Source organism: Mesorhizobium sp. M7D.F.Ca.US.004.03.1.1, assembly GCF_003998635.1.
Lineage (GTDB): Bacteria > Pseudomonadota > Alphaproteobacteria > Rhizobiales > Rhizobiaceae > Mesorhizobium > Mesorhizobium loti.
Genome location: NZ_RZQG01000942.1, coordinates 1 through 2210, shown reverse-complemented (window position 1 = coordinate 2210; position 2210 = coordinate 1). Strand labels below are relative to the sequence as shown.

General features: G+C 59.5%; 3 protein-coding genes and 1 tRNA gene. 1 reads left to right on the top strand and 3 read right to left on the bottom strand.

Annotated elements, in window-relative coordinates:
• A partial coding sequence (locus EN935_RS32255; RefSeq protein WP_127374033.1) for a pilus assembly protein occupies nt 1–330 on the top strand: 330 nt, incomplete at its 5' end.
• A 371-nt stretch (nt 331–701) separates the two neighbouring features.
• On the opposite strand, the gene EN935_RS32245 is transcribed toward EN935_RS32255, so the two are convergent.
• From EN935_RS32245 to EN935_RS32235, 3 genes are all read right to left on the bottom strand, one after another.
• Nucleotides 702–944: a hypothetical protein gene (locus tag EN935_RS32245; protein ID WP_109671545.1), complete on the bottom strand. Its 243-nt coding sequence runs from the start codon at nt 942–944 to the stop codon at nt 702–704.
• A gap of 364 nt (nt 945–1308) precedes the next feature.
• On the bottom strand, nt 1309–1743 hold the full coding sequence (locus tag EN935_RS32240; protein ID WP_127265422.1) for a hypothetical protein: 435 nt from the start codon (nt 1741–1743) through the stop codon (nt 1309–1311).
• An 88-nt stretch (nt 1744–1831) separates the two neighbouring features.
• Nucleotides 1832–1906, bottom strand: a tRNA-Glu gene (locus EN935_RS32235).
• Nucleotides 1907–2210 lie beyond the last annotated feature (304 nt).

The following is a 2210-nucleotide window of genomic DNA, read 5'->3' as shown; positions in this document are numbered from 1 at the left end:
TTCCTCGTCATGCTGCTGTTCGGGATCTTCGCCTTCGGCTGGTCGATGAACTCGGTCTCCAGTGTTCGCTATACGCTGGAGACGTCCTCGCGTTCGCTGCAGCTTCAGAACACGCTGACCCAGGCCGACATCCAATCGATCGCCACTCAGAAATTGCAGGCCCTGGGTTTGAAGGATGTGAACGTCACGATCGCCATCGACCCGGCGAGCGGCGGCTTCCGCATGGCGCATCTGACCGCCACCTACGCCTTTGTCATCGACTTCCCTTACTTCAGCGCCTTCCCGATCAACTACGCGACAACCGTTACCGTGCCGCTGGTCGGCGGCTAGGCTCTGACAGGACAGCGATCGGCGAGACCGCGCGCTGGGCGCTGCTTACTTGTACGCCTTGAGCGCGATCAGACCACAGAGGATGATTATCGCCGTCAGGATCAGCGCCCACGACACGACGTTATGCGATAGACGCCTCCGGCGACCGCGCAGGGCCTGGTCTCGCCAGAGTTTAGCCTGATCAGCTCCTATGTTTAGTTTATCCACGCTCCCTCCCCATGAGCAGAATGCGACTCAGCTGCATGAACGGTCGAGCGAGCATGCCCGTCCGCGAAGCTGAACGGAATGGGGGTGTGGGGCCTCATGCCCTACGTCTTCCTTGTGTTGGCGCCAAAGCCGCGCGCGCGAGGACATTCGCCGCTTCCCAAAGGTCAGAGACCGAGCGTCTGACTGGCTTCCAGATGCATCAAAACTACCGAAGGTGCGATCGTCACGTCCGTGTCAGGTTGACGGGTGGCCTCGACCAAAACGGCCGCTGCCTGTTCAACCCGATCGGCCGCATGGTCGACCTGGTCGAGCTTCTTCGCCAGGCGGCCGCGCAGGGTCGAAAGCCGTGTTGCGTGGTAGGCGGCGCTTCGCTTTCGGCCGTCCAGGGTGAGCGGTTCAAAGAGCATCGTGACGGCTCCTCACTGTACGATGGCCACCTATACGCCGCCTCTTCACGGTTCGCGATTCCCTCAAAAGGAGAACGCCCTATCCCTTTGGTCCCGACCCCGGCTCCTCCTCAGAGCTGGGTCCGGGTATGGGTGCTAGTCGTTCTGGATGACCATGTCCCCCGATGGGTTTTGACCGTCGCAGTGACGAGTGGGCGAAACTGACGCCTCCAGAAATGAGCAGACATCGCCAAGGCGATCAGGGCGACTGCGAGAGCCGCAATATTGATCCAGTCCATCTTCCCGCCCGCCATACCGACTATCGACCGTCACAGGAAAGAACTGGCACCGCAATTGGCACCGGACGGCTAGGGCGACGACAGCCTCATGGCTTTCGCAGGTCAAGTACGGCACAACCATTCGCGCTAGCGATTTTCTTCAAAGCTTGGTCATTGGTGACGAGCAGAAAACCGTTCTGGATGCAGGTGTCGGCAATGAGGGCGTCTGCGCTGTTGCTCGGCCTTTTCTTCTCACGGTCCAGCTGATCCTTCAGTTCGCTATAGAGGGATGCGGGGCCGGTCCATTTCGCCTCACCCCATCGAGACATACCCCACACCGCAGTCTCGGTCGGAACTCGAACATGCGTGACTGCGGTGACCATGGCTTGGAGAGCGTTTCGCTTTGTGGGATCGGATGTCCGCTCGATTTCGTCGTTCTGGATATGCGTGATCACAGGCTCCCATTCTGCTGGGATTGGGGCAGGATCGATCGAACCTTCCACGAGATGGTTGAAGACATTTGTGTCCAGCATCACCTTCATGGGCCAACTTCAAAGCCAATGTTCGCTGAAATCCGCCGGCGTTTATTCGGCGCATCGGTATCAAAACTAACTAAGACATTGAAAAGCCTGGTACGCCCAAGGGGAATCGAACCCCTGTTACCGCCGTGAAAGGGCGGTGTCCTAACCGCTAGACGATGGGCGCGCTCAGACGAAGCGGCTTATACTGGCGTTGTGCGCAACCGGCAACCCGTCAGGTGCCACCTTGGACAACTTTTTTCCGAGCCTTGTAATCAAGGATTTCGCTATGTCCGGCAAGGTGCGGAATTCTGCTCTGCTGCACTCGTCGGCTACTGTCCTGGCATGGATCCCAGGGGCTTCGCGACAGAGCTTCGCTCCTGCTTCGCCCGGGGATGACGAAGTTGCCGCTAGCCGTCGCCACCACCGCTGCGCCGGCGGCAGCGCCAGTTCCAGTCGCGCTCCGGACCGACGTCGACGTGAACCGATTC